The sequence below is a fragment of the Longimicrobium terrae genome (genome assembly GCF_014202995.1).
GTDB classification, from domain to species: domain Bacteria; phylum Gemmatimonadota; class Gemmatimonadetes; order Longimicrobiales; family Longimicrobiaceae; genus Longimicrobium; species Longimicrobium terrae.
On the sequence record NZ_JACHIA010000001.1, the window covers coordinates 198,582 to 215,676 of the forward strand.

General features: G+C 71.9%; 13 protein-coding genes. 2 read left to right on the forward strand and 11 right to left on the reverse strand.

Annotated elements, in window-relative coordinates:
- Positions 1-22 precede the first annotated feature (22 nt).
- The 5 genes from secA to HNQ61_RS00875 form a co-directional block, all read right to left on the reverse strand.
- On the reverse strand, positions 23-3,340 hold the full coding sequence (secA, locus tag HNQ61_RS28215; RefSeq protein WP_183685495.1) for a preprotein translocase subunit SecA: 3,318 nt from the start codon (positions 3,338-3,340) through the stop codon (positions 23-25).
- Between the two features lie 16 nt (positions 3,341-3,356).
- Complete coding sequence (gene nadD / locus HNQ61_RS00860; RefSeq protein WP_170030753.1) at positions 3,357-3,938, reverse strand: nicotinate-nucleotide adenylyltransferase; 582 nt, start codon at positions 3,936-3,938, stop codon at positions 3,357-3,359.
- 10 nt (positions 3,939-3,948) lie between these two features.
- On the reverse strand, positions 3,949-4,728 hold the full coding sequence (locus HNQ61_RS00865) for an outer membrane protein assembly factor BamD (RefSeq protein WP_170030755.1): 780 nt from the start codon (positions 4,726-4,728) through the stop codon (positions 3,949-3,951).
- A 53-nt stretch (positions 4,729-4,781) separates the two neighbouring features.
- Positions 4,782-5,516 (reverse strand): tetratricopeptide repeat protein, encoded by a 735-nt coding sequence (locus HNQ61_RS00870; protein ID WP_170030757.1) that lies wholly within the window; start codon positions 5,514-5,516, stop codon positions 4,782-4,784.
- 97 nt (positions 5,517-5,613) lie between these two features.
- On the reverse strand, positions 5,614-6,768 hold the full coding sequence (locus tag HNQ61_RS00875) for a nucleotidyltransferase family protein (RefSeq protein ID WP_170030759.1): 1,155 nt from the start codon (positions 6,766-6,768) through the stop codon (positions 5,614-5,616).
- A 167-nt stretch (positions 6,769-6,935) separates the two neighbouring features.
- On the opposite strand from HNQ61_RS00875, the gene HNQ61_RS00880 reads away from it, so the two are divergent.
- Positions 6,936-7,628, forward strand: coding sequence for a polysaccharide biosynthesis/export family protein (locus tag HNQ61_RS00880; protein ID WP_170030761.1), 693 nt, complete (start codon positions 6,936-6,938; stop codon positions 7,626-7,628).
- A 122-nt stretch (positions 7,629-7,750) separates the two neighbouring features.
- The gene (locus HNQ61_RS00885; protein WP_170030763.1) at positions 7,751-10,189 is read left to right on the forward strand and encodes a polysaccharide biosynthesis tyrosine autokinase; all 2,439 of its coding nucleotides are present in this window, start codon (positions 7,751-7,753) and stop codon (positions 10,187-10,189) included.
- 782 nt (positions 10,190-10,971) lie between these two features.
- Here the strand turns inward: HNQ61_RS00885 and HNQ61_RS00890 are convergent.
- From HNQ61_RS00890 to HNQ61_RS00915, 6 genes are all read right to left on the reverse strand, one after another.
- On the reverse strand, positions 10,972-11,991 hold the full coding sequence (locus tag HNQ61_RS00890; RefSeq protein WP_170030765.1) for an MraY family glycosyltransferase: 1,020 nt from the start codon (positions 11,989-11,991) through the stop codon (positions 10,972-10,974).
- Positions 11,988-12,968 carry a UDP-glucose 4-epimerase family protein gene (locus HNQ61_RS00895; protein ID WP_221239645.1) on the reverse strand — a complete coding sequence of 327 codons (981 nt, stop codon included), beginning with the start codon at positions 12,966-12,968 and terminating at the stop codon, positions 11,988-11,990. Before HNQ61_RS00895 ends, HNQ61_RS00890 begins: the two co-directional genes overlap by 4 nt.
- 190 nt (positions 12,969-13,158) lie before the next feature.
- A complete protein-coding gene (locus tag HNQ61_RS00900; RefSeq protein WP_170030767.1) occupies positions 13,159-13,890 on the reverse strand; it encodes a class I SAM-dependent methyltransferase in 732 nt (243 codons plus the stop codon).
- Positions 13,887-15,167 carry a glycosyltransferase family 4 protein gene (locus HNQ61_RS00905; RefSeq protein WP_170030769.1) on the reverse strand — a complete coding sequence of 427 codons (1,281 nt, stop codon included), beginning with the start codon at positions 15,165-15,167 and terminating at the stop codon, positions 13,887-13,889. The genes HNQ61_RS00900 and HNQ61_RS00905 overlap by 4 nt, the downstream gene beginning before the upstream one ends.
- Entirely contained in the window at positions 15,164-16,339 is a 1,176-nt protein-coding gene (locus HNQ61_RS29420; RefSeq protein ID WP_170030771.1) for a glycosyltransferase, read from the reverse strand. Before HNQ61_RS29420 ends, HNQ61_RS00905 begins: the two co-directional genes overlap by 4 nt.
- Positions 16,329-17,072, reverse strand: coding sequence for a WecB/TagA/CpsF family glycosyltransferase (locus tag HNQ61_RS00915; RefSeq protein WP_170030773.1), 744 nt, complete (start codon positions 17,070-17,072; stop codon positions 16,329-16,331). The genes HNQ61_RS29420 and HNQ61_RS00915 overlap by 11 nt, the downstream gene beginning before the upstream one ends.
- Positions 17,073-17,095 lie beyond the last annotated feature (23 nt).

Sequence of the window (17,095 nt, forward strand, 5' to 3'; positions counted from 1 at the left end):
CTTCCCTTCCCGCCGCCTGGGATCAGGCGCCGCGGCCGTGGCAGGCCTTGTACTTCTTGCCGCTGCCGCACGGGCACGGATCGTTGCGGCCCACGGTGGGCGCGGCGGCCTTGGCGGCCTCGCCCTCGTCGCGGTTGGTGCGCAGCTGCTGCGGCGGCGTGGCCGGAACCGCCGTGTAGGGGTTGATGCCCAGCGACGGCGCGCGGCGCGGCGGCGGGGGCGGCTCCGGCGCGGGGGCGGGCTCCGGCTCGGGCTCGGGCTCCTCGCCGTAGAACGCCTCCATGGGCTCGGCGTCAAAGTCCGGCCCGCTGAACGCCAGGTCCGCGCGCTCGTTCATGTCGAACCCGGCGAACTCCGGGGGCGGCTCCATGGGCGCCAGCTGCGCGCGGAAGACAAAGCGCGACGCGGCGGCGTACAGGTCCGTCATCAGGTCCTCGAACATGTCGTACGCTTCCTTCTTGTACTCCAGCAGGGGGTCCTTCTGTCCCCAGCCGCGGAAGCCGATCGAGGCCTTGAGGTGGTCCAGGTCGTACAGGTGGTCCTTCCACTTTTCGTCGATCGTGGAAAGCACCACGTAGCGCAGCACCGGGTCCGCCGCGTCGCCGAAGCGCTCCAGCTTGTCGTGGTAGTGGTCGCGCGCCAGCTCCACCACGTAGTCGTCCAGCTCCTCGCGGGTGGAAAAGGCGGGGGCCGCCCCCTCCGCCGCGGGAAGGCGGTCGGCCACCACCATGAAGTCCAGCATCAGCCGCTGGCGCAGGCCGTACAGGTCCCACTCGTCGGCGCTGGCGCCCGCGGGGGCGTACTCGTCCAGGATCACGGGGAGGGCGCGCTCGATCATCTCCCACACCTCGCCCCGCAGCTCTTCGCCGCCTTCCAGGGCAAAGGTGCGCAGGTCGTAGATGACCTCGCGCTGCTGGTTCATCACGTCGTCGTAGTCCAGCAGGCGCTTGCGGGACTCAAAGTGCTGCAGCTCCACCCGCTGCTGCGCGCCGCCGATGGAGTTGGTGATCCACGGGTGGGTGATGACCTCGCCCTCTTCCGCGCCCAGCCGGTCCATGATGGCGGCGATGCGGTCGCTGCCGAACAGGCGCATCAGGTCGTCTTCCAGCGACAGAAAGAACTGCGACGCGCCCGGGTCGCCCTGGCGTCCGGCGCGGCCGCGCAGCTGCCGGTCGATGCGCCGCGACTCGTGCCGCTCGGAGCCGATGATGTGCAGCCCGCCCGTCGCCACCACGTAGTCGTCGCCCTTGGTGGTCAGGTCCACCACCTCGGCCGGGTCCGGCACCTTGGAAAGCTCCGCCAGGTCCGCCCCGCGCTCCTTGAGCCAGCGGATGGTGCGCGGCTCGGTGACGCCCGCGCCCAGTTTGATGTCGGTGCCGCGGCCGGCCATGTTGGTGGCGATGGTCACCGCGCCGGGCTGGCCGGCTAGGGAGACGATTTCCGCCTCGCGCTGGTGCTGCTTGGCGTTCAGCACCTCGTGCGGCACGCCGGCGCGCTTGAGCATGCGCGACAGCGTTTCGCTCACGTCCACGCTGACGGTGCCGACGAGGACGGGAATCTCCATGGCGTGCAGCCGCCGCACCTCTTCGACGATGGCGTTCAGCTTTTCGCGCCGCGTCTTGTAGACCAGGTCGTGGCGGTCGCTGCGCTGGATGTTGCGGTTGGTGGGAATCACCATCACGTCCAGACCGTAGATCTGGTGGAACTCCCCCTCTTCCGTCTCGGCGGTGCCCGTCATGCCGCCGAGCTTGTCGAACATGCGGAAGTAGTTCTGGATGGTGATGGTGGCCAGGGTCTGCGTTTCGGCGCGCACCTGCACGCCCTCCTTGGCCTCCACCGCCTGGTGCAGCCCGTCGCTCCAGCGCCGGCCCGGCATCATGCGGCCGGTGAACTCGTCCACGATCATCACCTCGCCGCCCTGGATCACGTACTGCTCGTCGCGGTTGAAGAGCGTGTACGCCTTGAGCAGCTGGTGGATGATGTGGATCTTCTCGCTCTTTTCCGCGTACTCGCGCTCCAGCTCGTCGCGGGCGGCGCGCTTTTCATCCACGGTGAGCGAGTCGTCCAGGTCCACCCGGTGAATCTCCTCGGAGATGTCGGGAACGATGAACGCCTCATGGTCGTCCGGCGCCAGCACGTCCAGCCCCTGGTCCGTCAGGTGGATGGTGTGGCCCTTTTCGTCCATCGAGTACAGCATGTTTTCTTCGAGCAGGTGCACGCGCTTGTCCATCATGTAGTCGCGTTCCACCTTGCCCATCACCTTCACCAGCCCGGGGTCGTCGGCCAGCATCTTGAGCAGCCGCTTGTTGCGCGGAGAGCCGCGCCGGGCCAGAAAGAGCTTTTCGCCCGCGGCGTAGCTGTCGCCGCCCTCGATGTCCTTTTCCGCCTGCGCGATCAGGTCGTTCACCAGCCGCGTCTGCCGGCGCGCCAGGTCGGACACCATGGGGTTGTAGCGGGCGTACGCCGCGTTGGTCCCCGTGCCCACCGGGCCGCTGATGATGAGCGGCGTGCGCGCCTCGTCAATCAGGACGGAGTCCACCTCGTCGACGATGGCGTAGTGGTGGCCGCGCTGCACGCGCTGCTCCGACCCGTGCACCATGTTGTCGCGCAGGTAGTCGAAGCCGAACTCGTTGTTGGTGCCGTAGGTGATGTCGGCGGCGTAGGCCGCGCGGCGCTCCGGCGTGTTGGGCTCGTGCAGGTCGATGCACCCGGTGGTGAGCCCCAGGTAGCCGTACAGATGGCCCATCCACTCGCTGTCGCGCTGCGCCAGGTACGAGTTGACGGTCACCAGGTGCGCCCCGCGGCCGGCCAGCGCGTTCAGGTACAGCGGCAGCGTGGCGACCAGGGTCTTCCCCTCGCCCGTGGCCATTTCCGCCACCTTGCCCTGGTGCAGCGTAATGCCGCCGATGAGCTGCACGTCGTAGTGCACCATGTCCCAGGTCAGCGTCTGCCCGGTGACGGTGGCCTGCGTGCCCACCAGCCGCGCCGCCGCCGCCTTGACGGTGGCGAACGCTTCGGGAAGGATCTCGTCCAGCACCGCTTCCAGCTCGGCCTTGAGCCGCGCCTCGGCGTCGCCGATGCGCTGCGAAAGCGCCTCGCGCTCGGCGGCGTCCTCGCTGGCGCGGCGCTCGGCGCGCAGCTCCAGCAGCTCCGCCTCGACCTCGGCGGTGGCTTCGCGAATCAGGGTGCGGAACCGCTCGGTCTGCGCGCGCAGTTCCTCTTCGGGAACGGCCTTGAGCCGCGCGAACTCGCGGTTGATCTCGTCGACGATGGGCTGCAGCCGCTTCAGCTCGCGCGTGTGGCGCGTTCCGAACACGGCGCGTACCAGGCTCTTCAGCATCGGACTTCCTCGGCAATCAACGGGAACGGCCCCCGTACAGCCCGTGCCGCTCGATCAGCGCGCGGACGGGCTCGGGGACCAGGTATCTCAGCGTCTGTCCCGCCGCGGCGCGGCGGCGTACTTCGGTGGACGACACGTCCACCCGGGCAACCCGCACGGCCACGGCCGGAAGCGGGCTTTCGGGAGCGAGCGCGTCGCCCTCGCGGGAAACCACGGCCAGCGTGGCCAGCCGCATCACTTCGTCCGGCTCGCGCCACCGCGGCAGCTCGTGCAGCAGGTCGGCGCCAGCCAGCAGAAACAGCTCGGCATCGGGATGACGGGCCCGCAGCTCGCGCAGCGTATCGACCGTGTACGAGGGGCCGGCCCGCCGCAGCTCCAGGTCGTCCGCCTGGAACCGCTCGTCCCCCGCGATGGCGGCGCGAACCATCTCCAGCCGCAGCTGGGGCGCGGTGCGCACCCGGTCGCCCTTGAGCGGGTGCACGGCGGAGGGGATCCAGAGCAGCCGGCTCAGCCCCAGCGCCTCGCAGGCGTCGGAGGCGGCCACCAGGTGGCCCAGGTGCGGAGGATCGAACGATCCCCCGTACACGCCCAGCCGCACGGACCGCGCCTCAGGTCCCGGCGGGCGCGGCCGCGGCGGCGGGGGCCGGCGCCGCGGGCGGGGCCGTCCGGGCCTCGGCGCTCTGCGGGTACTCGGCCTGCAGCCGCTGCCGGGCCGCCGCTTCTTCTTCGCGGTACCCCATGCGGTGGTAGCTTTCCACCAGCCGCAGCAGGGCGGCGGGCGCCACCGTGCTGCGCGGGTGCTGCTCCAGCACTTCGTTGAAGTACACGATGCCTGCGTCGTACAGCCCGCGGCGGAAGTAGAAGAAGCCGTTCTGGTACGACTTGGTCGCCAGCTTCTCGCGCATCTGCCCCACCCATCCGGTGGCCTGCTGCGCCGTCGCCTCGGCCGGGTACAGCCCGGCGAACGACTCGCAGTAGCTGATGGCGGCCACCGTGTAGTCCTGGTCCAGCTGCGGCTTGGGAGACAGCCGGTGATAGGCGTCGCACAGGCCGAAGCGGGCCTCCACGGCCTCCGGATCGGACGGGAACTCGGTGGCCACGCGCAGGAACTCGGCGCCCGCGGTGACGTAGTCGCCCGTTTCCATGTGGCTGCGGGCCATGGCCATGAGCGCCGGCTTCAGGCGCTCGTCGGAGCCGGTGGCGGTGACGAACTGGTTGAGCAGTTCGGCGGCGCGGCCGTAGCGGCGGTTCTGGTACGCCTGCATTCCCTGCGCGTACGACGTGTCGGGAGTCGGCGGCGGCGGGGTGCGCAGAACGGAGCAGCCGCCCAGTACGGAGGCGGCCGCAAGGGCGGTGAACGCCCGGCGGAGATTGAAGGATTCGTTCATGGCCTGCATGTACCCGCGGACCGGCCGCAAGGTTCAGAGTCTTGGGAAAAAAATCAGGAACGGCCGGTGGAACCGCCCTGCCGCTCCAGCATTCCCAGGTAGGCGGACACCTGGGCGTTGTCGGGCTGCTGCGCCTGGCACCGGCGCCATTCTTCTCCCGCCCCGGCCAGATCACCGGCCCGGAAGCGGGCCAGTCCCAGGTGCGCGCGGGCCTGCACGAACCCCGGATTGCTGTCCAGCACCGCCTGCAGCTCGGCCACCGCTTCGCCGGAGCGGCCCAGCTCGATCAGGGTGCGCCCCAGCCGGGTGCGGATGTCCAGGAACTGCGGGCGCAGCTGCACCGCCTGCCGGTACTGCAGCACCGCCTCGTCCCCCGCCCCGGCCTGTTCGTACGCGTCGCCCAGTTCGCGGTGCAGGTTGGCCAGCCGCGCCGCCGCCGCGGATCCGAAGCGCCCGCCGCCCCCCTTGGCCTCGTCCGCCTCGGCGGCGCGCTGGAACGACGCCGCCGCTTCGTCGGTGCGGCCCAGGTCGTTCAGGGTGATGGCCCGGTTCACGTGCGCTTCCACGTACCCCGGATTCACCTGCACCGCGCGGCCGAACGCTTCCAGCGCCTCGTCGGGACGGCCCACCATGGACAGGCACAGCCCCATCAGGTTCTGCACGTCGGCAAAGCCGGGGCGCTGCGCGGCGACGGCCTCCAGGTCCCCCAGCGCGGCAAGGTACTGGCCGCGCGCCAGGGCTTCGCGCGCCCGGGCAATGCGCTGCTCGACTGCGGGTTCCTGGGTCATCGTCGGGGTTCGGGCGCGGTGCGGCGGGCGATCGTGAAAAACGCCGGAAAGGTACGGGCGCCGCCCCCGGGGGGCAATCCGGCCCGCGGCGGCGCGCTCAGGACGCGGAGGCGGCCAGCGCGCGGGCGGAGCGGGCCCAGCGGAAGGCGGAGGGAAGCGCGCCCACGCGGCTGCCGATGCGCAGCAGCGACCAGAGCGGCCCCGGTGGCCCCAGCGTGGTGTCGTCGTCCCCGCTTCCGCCCAGCACTTCACGCAGCAGTTCCGCCGGTCCCTCGCACGCCGCGGCCGCCACGCTGTGCACCACCATGGTGCGGCGCGTTCCGTCGCCGCGGGTCATGAGCATGAAGCGCAGGGCGGAGGGCGCGGCGAAGCGGTCCACGGGCGGGCTTCCCCCCGCGGCTTCCTCGGCCATGCGCAGCGCGGCGGCCATGAGGGCGCGGTGCGGATGCGTCCGCACCACGGCGTGCACGCGGGCCAGGTCGTCCGGCGCGCAGTCGCGGCGCGCGGCGGCCAGCACCAGCAGGTCGCGGATGGCGCCGCGCCGCTCCGGGTGGTGCGTGACCCCGTGCACCAGCACGTGCCACAGGTGCAGCGCGGGGCTCAGGCGAAAGAGCCCGGCGGGACCGAGCGGAAGCGCGCCCTCCCACGGATCGCCCGCGCGGCCCAGGAAGGGGACGTCGAAGTGCACCTCCACCGCCACCGCCCCGGCCGCGGCGCGCACGGCGCCCTCCCACCGCCCCGGGGTCCCCGGCGCCGCATCCTCCCCCACGGTGCGGTATCCCCCCGCGCGGGTGAGCGCCTCGCCCAGCGGGCCTGCCTGCTCGGGGCGCAGAAGGACGTCCACGTCATGGACGTCCACGGGCGGGTTGCCCTGCATCAGGTAGGTGCCGCCCTTGAGCACCAGCGCGTTCCACCCCAGCTGGCGCAGCACGGCGGACACGCGGCGCAGTTCGGCCTGGGCGGAAAGCGCGCGCTTGACCTCGATCATGGAGACGCGCCGCAGCTCGGCGGCGGCGTCCGGCGCGATGCCCTCCCACCCGCCCCGCGCGTCCAGCCGGCCGGCCAGCGGAAGGGCGCACCGGTCGGCCCGCAGAAAGAGCGACCAGGCCCGCGCCGGCTCGGCGGGCGGGGCGGAAACCGGCGCCTCCCACAGCGCGCGCAGCGCCCAGGACCGCAGCCGCAGCGCCCCCGCCACCTCGTCGGGCGGGGGCGGCGGGGCGGATGCCGAAGGGGCTGCGGGGCGCGGTTTCATGCAGTCGGGGCACGGGTGGATTGCGGCGTTCGCGCAATCCGGGATCATACCCCGCGCCCCGCGCCGGGGCAAGTCGCTGCACCGGGCCGACTTGCTCCGCGCCGGGGGCGCGGGCTATATTGCCGGCCGTAGACAGCGTGAATTCTTTCCTTCAGCGGGACCCGTCCGTGCACAGGTTTTACACGGTACTCTTCTGCCTCGCGGCGGCCGCGTGGCCCCTGGCTTCGGGCGCGCAGACCACGACGACGCCGGCCACGACGACCCCGACCCCCTCGTCGGCGCCGGCCACCGGCGTTTCGTCGGTGATCGGCGGAACGGACGAGATGCGGCTGCGTCCCGGCGACGTGCTCCGGATCATCGTGTACCGCGAGCCGGACCTGAACGGTGAATTTCTGATCGACGAGCAGGGGATCGTGAACCTTCCCCTGATCGGCGACGAGCAGCTTGCGGGAATGACGATGCGCCAGGTGCGGGACCGCGTGATCGAGCGGTACCGGGTGCACCTGCGCAACCCGTCCATCTCCGTCATCCCCCTGCGCCGCATTCACATGCTGGGCGAGGTGCAGAAGCCGGGGCAGTACGGCATCGACCCCACAGTGAGCCTGGCGGGCGCGGTTGCGCTGGCCGGCGGCGCCACTCCCAGCGGTGACCTGCGCAAGCTCCGGATCGTCCGGGACGGGACGGTGTACCGCGACCGGGTGGACGCGGCGGTCACGCTCTCGGCCCTCAACATCCAGTCCGGCGACGTGGTGTACGTGGAGCGCCGGAGTTGGTTCGAGCGCAACAGCACCTTTGTGGTGAGCGCGCTCATTTCCGCCACCAGCATCGTCACCAGCATCATTCTGGCGCTGACCCGGTAAGGGAGCTTCGGCTTCCCTTCCCGGGCCGGCGGACTTTCGCCGCGCGGCGGAACCGTTCCGCGCGGCGGCCAGAGGGCGCGCCCATGCAGCGTGCGCCCTACTCGGAACCCGTTATCCATCGCATGATTTCCAAGGCAACTCCGCCGCGCCTCACCACCGAGGGCGACGATCCGGGCCAGGACATTTCGCTTCGCGAGGTCTGGGGCACCGTTGTACGCCATCGCATTCTGATCGCGCTGACCGCGCTCGCCCTGGTGGTGGCCGCGGGCATCTATACCTGGATGCAGGTGCCCGCGTACCAGAGCGTCGTCACGCTGCGCATCGACGAGTCCAACTCCACGGGGAGCGTGCTGTCGTCGCTGAGCCCGGTGGCGGGGCTGTCGCGCGGCAAGATCGAAACGGAGATGCGGGTGCTGCAGAGCCGCCGCGTCACCGAGGCGGTGGTGGACTCGCTGAACCTGACGCTGCGCGTGCAGGAGCCCGCGGGTGCGCGCACGCTGATCGTGATCCACGACCTGCCGCGCACCGGGGGCGAGGGGCACTACGAGCTGGCCCGCCGCTCCGACGGCTCGTACGCCATGACGGCGACGGCAACCGCGCCCACGGTGCGGGCCCCGGCGTCGGTGGCGGTGGGGCAGCCGTTTACCCTGGGCACGGCGCGGCTGTCGCTGGGGCCGGACGTGGCGCGCGACAAGCCGCAGGCCATCGTCTTCAACATCAGCCCGTTCCGCGGGACGGTGTCGGGGGTGCGGTCGGGGATCGCGGTGGAGCGGGCGGACCTGGTTTCGCACGTGGTGAACGTCACCTACACCAGCGCCGACCCGCGGGTGGCCGCCGACGTCCCCAACGTCCTTGCCGCGCGCTTTCTGGAAGAAAAGCTGTCCGGGCTGCGCAGCGAGTCGCGCAGCACCGTGCAGTTCCTGCGCGAGCAGGTGTCCAGCTACAACGAGCAGCTGCGCCTGGCCGAAGAGCGCGTGCGGTCGTACCGCGAGTCGCAGCAGGTGGTGAGCCTGACGGAAGAGGCGTCGGAGCAGGTGCGCCGCCTGGCGGCGGACCAGGCCGAGTACGACCGGCTGCGCAGCGAGCGCCAGTCGCTGGCCACGCTGCTGGCCGAAGTGACGGCCGCGGCGCGCGCCGGGGTGAGCAACGGGACCTCGGGGACGTCGCCGTACCGGCGGCTGGCCTCGTTCCCCGTGTTCCTGGTGAACCGCGCCGTGCAGGACATGCTGCAGTCGCTGACCGCGCTGGAAACGCGGCGCTCCGAGGTGCTGGTGCAGCGCACCGAGGTGGACAACGACGTGCAGTCCATCAACGAGCGCATCGGGCAGATCGAGGAGCAGCTGCTGCAGCTGGCGCGCAGCTACCTGGCCAGCCTGGACAGCCAGATCGCCTCCAAGCAGTCGTCGCTGAACCGCTTTGGCGGCGAGCTGGCGCGCATCCCCTCGCGCGAAGTAGGATTCGCCCGGCTTTCGCGCGAGCAGGACCTGCTGACGCAGATCTACAACCTGCTGCAGACCCGCCTGAAGGAGGCCGAGATCCAGGCCGCGGCGGAGCCCAGCGACGTGGAGATCATCGACTCGGCGCTGGTGCCCATCACTCCCATTTCGCCCAACCCGGTCAAGAACGTGGGGCTGGGGCTGATTCTGGGCTTGGGCCTGGGCGTGGCGCTGGCGTTCGTGCGGCAGGCGGTGGACACCAAGATCCGCTCGCGCCAGGACGTGGAGCAGGCGACCTCCGGGGCGCCCGTGCTGGGCATGATTCCGCGCATCCGCATTTCGCAGCTGGCGCCGCTGTCTCCCAACGGCAACGGCAAGGGCAAGGCGGCGCAGGGCGGACGGGGCAAGCACGTGGACGACGTGCGCGAGTACGGCCCCGTTACGCGGCGCAATCCGCAGAGCCCGGTGGCGGAGTCGTACCGCGCGCTGCGCACCAACATCATGTTCGCGGGGGCTGACAGCAGCCCGCGCGTGCTGGTGGTGACCAGCGCCTTCCCCGGCGACGGCAAGAGCACCAGCGCCAGCAACCTGGCCATTACGCTGGCGCAGCAGGGCACGCGAACGCTGCTGGTGGACGCGGACCTGCGGCGCGGCGTGCTGCACTCGGTGTTCGGCATCAGCTCCGACCCGGGGCTGTCGCACGTGCTGCTGGGCAAGGTGCCGCTGGACGAGGCGATCAGCACCGTGTCGGCGGGTGAAAACGGCGTGGTGCTGGACGTGCTGCCCACGGGCGTGCTGCCGCCCAACCCCGCGGAACTGCTGGGCCACCAGCGCACCCGCGACCTGGTGGAAACGCTGCGCGAGCGCTACGAGATGATCATCTTTGACGCGCCGCCGCTGAACCTGGTGACGGACGCGGCGGTGCTGGGCACGGTGGCCGACGCCACGATCCTGGTGGCCCGCAACGGCATTACCGACCGCCGGGCGCTGGAGCACGCGGCGCTTCAGCTCAGCCACGTGGGCGCGGTGCTGGGCGGCGTGATTCTGAACGACGTGGTGGGCGACGAGAACAGCTACTACAACAGCGGCTACGGCTACACCTACGGGGCGTACCGCCGCAACTGATCCGGCGCGAACCATCGGCATGACAAACGAGAGAGGGACCGGCCCCAGGCCGGTCCCGCTCTCGTTTTCCGTCTCGGCCCGGACCTTCTCTTCCCCGCCCTGCGCGAGCGTCCGCACGGATGATCGACATCGGTAGATACTCATGATGCCGCTCGGCGCCGGGCCTGGGAGGCTCCTTCCCCGGCCCCTCCCCGCTCCCCTCCCGGCCGAAGCAGAGGCGCGAAGAGGGAAGAACGGCAACTCAATCCGATCCGGATCGTGCCGTGCGTCGGAGAGGCCCCCTCTCCCCGGCCCTCTCCCCCGCTCCGCGGGAGAAAGGGAGACCTAAGCGCGGGGGCAACTTTCCGTCCCGTTCCGCTGCTTGTGCGCGGTGAAGCCTCACAGCAGTCCCGTGAGGCTTTCCGCCGTTGCTGGGGGGCAACTTCAGCTGCTCACGCATCCCGGCTCGCACCCGCCGACGGGCCGTGGTCGACCCGCATCACGGAGACGGACGAGAGGCTGCGCATCATCATCCCCCGATGTCGTAGTTCAGATGGATTGGACGAAGATGACGTGGCGCGACGGATGGAGGCTGCCCCGGCTCGAGGCCGGCACACGCGTGGTCGCGTGGTCGCGTGGTCGCGTGGTCGCGTGGTCGCGTGGATGGGATGGATGGGTCGGGCAGAAGATCGCCGCGGGGCGCCCGGGAGGCGGGCGTGGAGGAGGATGCGGCGTTCGGAGAGGTGGGGGTCGAGCGGCAAAGGACGGAGCCGGAGACGGCCGCGGACGGGCGGGGATGCCCGTCAGCCGGCGGCGTCCATGGGGCGCACGCGCTCCGCGGCCACGTACGCCATGGTCAGCAGCACGAACCCCGCACCCAGCGCTTCCAGCAGGTAACCCCGCTGGTTGGCGCCCAGAACGGCCAGCCCCGCCAGCAGCGCGTTCAGCACCAGGAGCGTGATGCAGACGCGCGAATGCGTCCACCCGGCCTGCACCAGCCGCTGGTAGGCGTGCGAGCGGTGCGCCTCGTACGGCCGCGCGCCGCGCAGAATGCGGCGCAGCAGGGTGACGGAGGCATCAAAGACGAACACGCCCGCCAGCAGAATCCACACGAGCAGCGGCACCGCGCCGGAGCGCTCCGAGGCGAGCGCCACCACGGCAAACACGAAGCCCAGGAACCCGCTTCCCACGTCGCCCATGAAGATGCGCGCCGGCTGCCAGTTCCACGCCAGGAACCCCGCGCTGGACGCGGCCACGGCCGCCGCGCAGAGCGCCAGCCCGCCCGCCCCCGCGCTCCACAGCAGCAGCCCGCCGATGGTGCCCGCCACCAGCGCCTCGGTGCCGGCGATGCCATCGATCCCGTCCATGAAGTTGTACAGGTTGATGCACCACACCACGCCGATGACGGCCAGGACGGCGCCCGCCGTACCCATCCGCGCCACGCCGCCGCCCCAGTCCAGCGCGGGGAGCCCGCCCAGCCACGCCACCGCCCACGCCGCCGCGGCAAAGTGCACCGTCACGCGCACTCGGGCGCGCAGGTGCGACAGATCGTCGCGGAAGCCCACGCCCGCCACCATCAGTCCGCCGCCCACCAGGGCGATGGCCGCGCGCCGCTCCAGTATCCCGAACACGCCCAGCAGGGTCGCGGTGACGAGCACCACGGCGACGATGGCGAGCCCTCCGCCGCGGGGCGTGGGCACCACGTGCGAACTGCGCCCGTTGGGAATGTCCATGAGCGCGCGCGAAAGCGCCCACTGCCTCACCCAGCGCGTCAGAAGCCAGGCACCGACCGCGGTGGAAGCGATCCAGAGCGCCTCGCTCATGCGCCCCTCCGGCTTCGATAGTCAGCGGCGGTCACCGTCAGTCCTTGATCCAGCGTAAACGGCGGAACCCACCCGGCCGCCCGCCGGAGCGCGCCGTCGTCCACCTCCAGCGATGACGTCAGCCGCTCCGCCGCGCCCGACCTGCCCAGCAGCCCCGCCGCCGCGCGGATCAGCCCCGGCGGCACGGGAAGCAGCCGCGCCGGCCGTCCCAAGGCCACGCCCATGCGGCGCACCAGTTCCGCCGTGGACACGGCAGGGCCGTCGGAGACCAGAAAGGTGCCGCCCGCCGCGCCCGGCGCATCCACGCAGGTGACGATGGCGTGCGCCAGGTTGCCCACGTACACCAGGCTGCGGCGGTTGCGCACCCCGCCCAGCGGCAGCGGCAGCCCCCGCGCAACGGCGCCGAGCAGCGCGGCGAAGTTGGCGCGCACCCCGGGGCCGTACACCAGCGGGGGACGGATGACGACCGTTTCCAGCCCCGTCTGCGCCCCGGTGGCGTGCACCGCGCGCTCCGCCGCCAGCTTGCTGCGGCCGTACGGGTCGCTCGGCGCCGGCGCGTCCGATTCGCGGAAGGGCGTGCCGTCCGTCGCCTCGCCGTTCACCTTGACCGTGCTGACGAAGACGAACCGGCGCACCCCAGCGGCCGCGGCGGCCCGCGCCAGCGCGGCCGTGGCGCGGTGGTTCACCCGGTCGTACTCCGCCTCGGGATCGGCGGCGGTGTCGTTCATCACGTGTACGCGGGCGGCCAGGTGCACCACCGCGTCCACACCGCGCAGCGCCGCGCTCCAGTCCGTCGCCTCCGACAGGTCGCCCACCACGGCGACGTCTCCCCCCGGCGCGTCCTCCGGCGGGGTGCGCAGGGCACGCCGCACCGGCCGGCCGGCCGCCTCCAGCGCCTGGCACACGGCGCGCCCCACGAAGCCGCGGGCGCCCGTCACCAGCACCGTTCCGCCGCCCGTCACGCGGCCTCCACGCACGTCCGTGCTCCGTTCCGCGCACGCGGCGGCTCTCCGTCCCGGCGGGCGGGACGGGGGATCGCGGAATGCGCGGCCCGCGCGCCGGGGGCGCGCGGGGACAGGGCGTGCGGCCGGGGCGAAGGCCCGGCCGGGCGCGGTGCCGTGGATGGGAGCAATGCTTCTCCGAAAGGGGGAATGGGAGGGTCCGGCGCTAGTGCAGCGCCTGAACCATCCGCTTGACGGCGGAGCGCACCGGAACGGGAAGGCGCATTCCCGTTCCCTGGTACGCACGATACGCCATGTCGTACGCGTCCTTCACCAGCAGAACGTACCGGTTGCGCAACCGTTCGGCGGCGGTGTTCTGCTCCACCTTTTCGGCCACGGTCATGGAATCCACGAAGCGCACGTTGCGGAAGCGGTGGGAACGGAACACCATCTGCTCCACCACGCGGCGCGGACCTTCTCGCCCGATGGTGTCGTGAAAAGCCATGACGCCCCCGTTGATCACCTTGGGAAACCAGAGCTCGAAGTCCATCTTCACCAAGTTGTACTCGTGCGCCCCGTCGATGAAGATCAGCTCCACCGGCTCGTTGAAGTCCGCGGCGGCGTCGCTGGAGGTGGCCACGATGGGGCGCACCATGTCCTCGACCCCGACCGATTTCAGGTTGGCGCGGAACTCGTCGAAGGTCCACACCGTGGCGGCGCGGGCCTTCTGCTCCGACGCGCCCGTGTGGGGATCGATGGCCACCACGGTGGTGCCGGCGCCCTCGCGCGAGCCCATGGCCAGCCAGCAGGTGGAGCGGCCCTTCCACGACCCGATCTCCACGATGGCGCCGCGCGCGGTGGCGGCCCGGGCGAGGCGGTACAGCGTCACGGCCTGCCCGTCGGTGAGCCAGCCCTCGACGTGGCGGGTGCGCTCCCTGAGTTCTGCGATCTGCATCATGGACCATCCGGCGGAAGGGGAACGGGCGGGGTCCGGGATTCGGGCCGCCGCCTGGGTTCCGCTGCCGCCGGAACGTCGCGGGCCGCTTGGCCGGGGAAGATGAACGACATCATCCGCTCCGCCAGCGCCTCAACCGTGTGTGCCGCCCCGGCCGCGTGGTTGGCCTGCGCCATCCGCGCGCGGTACCCGGGGTCATTCAACAGAACCTTCAGCGCCGCGGCCATCGCGGCGGGATCGTTCGGGGGAACCAGCAGCCCGTTGGCTCCCTCCTCCACCAGGTCGGGAACGCCGCCCACCCGCGTGGCCACGATGGGGAGGCCGAACATCATGGCCTCCACCAGCACCCGCGGGGTGCCTTCCGACGGCGAGGGGAGCACGAACAGGTCGGCGTCGCGAAAGCAGCCGAAGAGCTCCGGGCCGTACGCCTGCGGGCCCAGAAAGCGGACCACCTCCTCCACCCCGTGCGCGCGCACCTCGTCGCGGACGCGCTCTTCCTCACCGTGCGCGGCCCAGCCCGCAATGCGCAGTTCCACCCGCCCCGGCGCCGCCGCGTGCACGATGCCGAGCGCCGCCACGAGGGTGCCGAGCCCCTTGTCCGGCGCCAGCCGGCCCACGTACAGCAGCCGCACGGGGCCGTCGTGCTCCCGCGCGGGCACCTGCGCCGGGCGGTCTTCCGCGCGGAAGGTGGTCGATACGACGGGGAGCACGTCGCGCCGCCCGGGCGCCAGGTCGCGGGCGTAGGCGGCCAACTCCGAGCCGTTGGCGATCACCGGCCAGCGCGCCATCCAGCGGCGCTCCACGGCGTCGTTCAGGTCGCTCAATCCCAGCGCGATCCGCATCCACGCCCCGGTGCCCCGGCGTCCGGCGTGCACCTTTCGCATCTCGCGCCGGTCCGCCACCAGCCACACCACGGGGCGGAACCCCAGCAGGTTCAGCAGCGGCATGACGACAAAGTTGCCGTGCTCCGGCGCGCGGCACAGCACCGTGCGGAACTCGCGGCGCAGGCGGGTGATCTGCAGGGTGATGCGCCCGCTGATGCGGGCCACCCGGGCGTACCCCGAGGCGTTGGGGAGAGGAAAGACGCGGTCGCCGGCGCGGGGATGCCACCAGCCGCGCGGGGCCTCGTCGTCCGGGACGGGGGCCGTGGGCGCCACCAGCCCCACGGCGTCGCACGCTTCCGCCGCCGCCCGCACCCAGTTGATGATGGTGCTCTGCGACGTCAGCCCGGACCGGTGTTCAAACAGGCGTTCCAGCCGGATGATGCCCAGCCGCCTCATGCCGCACCCGCGCGGGCCACCGAACGCAGCAGATCGGCGATGCGCTGCGCGCTGGGGCCGGGGCGGTACTCGCGCTCCGCGTCCACCGCGGCCTGGCGGCGGGCGCCGTCGCGGCTTTCCTCGATCGCCGTCCGCAGCATGTCGGTCACGGACCGGGGATCGCCCGCGTCGCACACCCATCCCGCGCGGGCCACGAACTCGCCGCCGCCCGCCTGGCGGCTGATGAGCACCGGCGTCCCCATCGACATCGACTCGTTGAGCACGTTGGCCCACGGATCGTAGCGGCTGGGGAGCGCGGTGAGGTCGGCGTCGCGGTAGATCTCCCACAGCCGCTCGCGGTCGATGTGCCCCAGGAACTCGCAGCGCACCCCGGCGTCCGCCAGCCCGGGAAGCAGGTCCTCCTGCGGCCCGTCGCCCACGACGCGAAAGAGGACGCGCTCGCGCAGCCCGGCGGGGAGCGCGGTCATCGCCTCGGTGAGCAGGTCGAAGCCCTTGCGGTGCTCCAGCTTGCCCACGAAGAGCACCTGGTAGTCGGCTTCCGGCGGATTGGGCTCCACGCGCGGGGCCACGCCGCGGTCCGGCATCACCTGCGTGCCGATGGCGAAGGGGCCGCGCGCGCCGCGGGCCTCGGACCACTCGCGGCTGAGGTCCGAGTAGTACACGTACCCCGAAGCCATGCGCAGCGCGGAGGCGAAATAGCGCTCAAAGGCGCGGTCCACCAGCCGCGGCACGCCGGTAAAGAGGATGGGATCCGGCTCCACCGCGCCCACCCAGAGCACCACGGGAACGCCGGCGCGGCGCCCCCAGCGGCAGATGCGCAGCACGTCGATGGCGTTGGATCGCGTCAGCACCGCGATGACCGCGTCGGGCCGGGCGCGCTCCAGGTCGCGCACCACACCGGGGCAGACGATGAGCGGCCGGTTGAAGGCGTACATCGACCAGCCGTCCAGAAAGCGGTGCGAATAGGTGTCCGGCACCTCCAGCGACCACTTGCGGTCGCGCGTGGCGCGCACGGAAAACCACACCTGCAGATCCACCCGGCGGGCCAGCTCGGTAAAGAGCGGATGGCGGTACGGGGCGACCATGTTGTGGTACAGCACCACGCGCCCCGGCCAGGGGGCCGCCGCGCCGGGCTGCGCCGGTGCGGCGGCGCGTTGGAGGTCAGCGGCCACGCACCACCTGCCGCCAGACGAACCGGGGGAGGGTGCGCCGCTGGCGCTCCATCCGCGTGCCGGGCTCCGTCACCAGCCGGTACAGCCACTGCATCCCCAGGCGCCGCAGGATCTTGGGCGGCGTGGGGGTGGCCCCGCTCACGTAGTCCACCGCGCCGCCCACGCCCACGTACACGGCGGGCGGGCCGCCGCGCTCCAGCTGGCGGCGGATCCAGAATTCCTGCTTGGGCGATCCCATGGCCGCCACCACCAGGCCGCCGGGGGGAATCATCTCCACCGGAAGCGGGTGGCCGGTGCCGTCCGCGTTCACCATGGGGGAGATGCCCTCGCGCACGGTGATGCCGCGGGCCCGCAGCCGCGCCTCGGCCTCACGCCGCGACGCGTCCGACGCGCCGATGATGATGACTTCGCGGCCGTGCGCGGCGGCGTCGCGGGCCAGCGCGTGAAGAATGGAAACGCCCGTCACCCGGCCGGGAAAGCGGCCGTGCTGCCGAAGAACCGCGAGCGAAATCCCCACCCCGTCGATGGTGGTGAGGTGGGCCGCGTCCAGCACGTCCTTGTACGACGGGTCCGCCAGCGCCAGCTCCGCCAGTTCCGGGTTGAGCGTGCAGACGTGCACCGTCCGCCCCGCGTCCACCAGGGTGCGGCAGGCGCGCACGGCGGCGTCCACGGAAAAGTCCTGAACGCGCAGCCCCCCCGCGAGCGTGTACGCGGGGGTCTCGTTGTCGTCCATGGGCGGGGCGGCCGGGGGCGGAG